7 tRNA genes and 1 rRNA gene are annotated in these 1,163 nt (G+C 47.9%); all 8 read left to right on the plus strand.

Going from position 1 to position 1,163, the window contains the following annotated elements:
• Window positions 1-110 precede the first annotated feature (110 nt).
• Window positions 111-185, plus strand: a tRNA-Gln gene (locus CVN76_RS00085).
• An 11-nt stretch (window positions 186-196) separates the two neighbouring features.
• Window positions 197-272: transfer RNA gene (locus tag CVN76_RS00090), tRNA-Lys, on the plus strand.
• Between the two features lie 8 nt (window positions 273-280).
• Window positions 281-362: transfer RNA gene (locus tag CVN76_RS00095), tRNA-Leu, on the plus strand.
• Between the two features lie 60 nt (window positions 363-422).
• Window positions 423-508: transfer RNA gene (locus tag CVN76_RS00100), tRNA-Leu, on the plus strand.
• 18 nt (window positions 509-526) lie between these two features.
• Window positions 527-603 (plus strand) — tRNA-Arg (locus CVN76_RS00105).
• An 8-nt stretch (window positions 604-611) separates the two neighbouring features.
• A tRNA-Pro gene (locus CVN76_RS00110) sits at window positions 612-688 on the plus strand.
• Window positions 689-721: 33 nt separating this feature from the next.
• Window positions 722-795 (plus strand) — tRNA-Gly (locus CVN76_RS00115).
• Between the two features lie 95 nt (window positions 796-890).
• A 16S ribosomal RNA gene (locus tag CVN76_RS00120) occupies window positions 891-1,163 on the plus strand; the annotation flags it as partial.

Genomic DNA, 1,163 nt, shown 5'->3' on the forward strand with positions numbered 1-1,163 from the left:
GTTCGATTCCCGTCGGGACCGCCATTTTAAAAAAACACTTTAAAAAATACTTGCTAAAATAAAGTTATTGTGATATAATATTAACCTGACTGTTAATTATCACAAGTCATTGGGCTATAGCCAAGCGGTAAGGCAACGGATTTTGATTCCGTCATGCGAAGGTTCGATCCCTTCTAGCCCAGCCATTTTTATTTTAGAGCCATTAGCTCAGTTGGTAGAGCATCTGACTTTTAATCAGAGGGTCGAAGGTTCGAATCCTTCATGGCTCACCATTTTGTATGCGGGTGTGGCGGAATTGGCAGACGCACCAGACTTAGGATCTGGCGCCGCAAGGCGTGGGGGTTCAAGTCCCTTCACCCGCACTGATAATTTTCTTCTTGACATCAAGACGAAAAGGGTGTTATACTTACGAAGTCGCTTTCGCGGTCGTGGCGGAATGGCAGACGCGCTAGGTTGAGGGCCTAGTGGGGGAAACCCCGTGGAGGTTCGACTCCTCTCGGCCGCACCAATAACATCATAGAAATTAGCGCCCGTAGCTCAATTGGATAGAGCATCTGACTACGAATCAGAAGGTTGTAGGTTCGACTCCCGCCGGGCGCACCATTTTTTTACGGGAAGTAGCTCAGCTTGGTAGAGCACTTGGTTTGGGACCAAGGGGTCGCAGGTTCGAATCCTGTCTTCCCGACCATCCTTTCTCGTAACATTACAAGAAAAATTAAATGCGGGTGTAGTTTAGTGGTAAAACCTCAGCCTTCCAAGCTGATGATGAGAGTTCGATTCTCTTCACCCGCTCCATTATTGCTCTTTGAAAACTGAACAAAACAAAGCGCCAACGTTAAATTTTAAGTGAGCACACACTATCAAAAAAGCAAATGAGCAAGTCAAACATTTCTTCGGAGAGTTTGATCCTGGCTCAGGACGAACGCTGGCGGCGTGCCTAATACATGCAAGTCGAGCGAATCGAAGGGAGCTTGCTCCCTGAGATTAGCGGCGGACGGGTGAGTAACACGTGGGCAACCTGCCTATAAGACTGGGATAACTTCGGGAAACCGGAGCTAATACCGGATACGTTCTTTTCTCGCATGAGGGAAGATGGAAAGACGGTTTACGCTGTCACTTATAGATGGGCCCGCGGCGCATTAGCTAGTTGGTGAGGTAATGGC

It is taken from the genome of Bacillus sp. mrc49, from assembly GCF_002803435.1.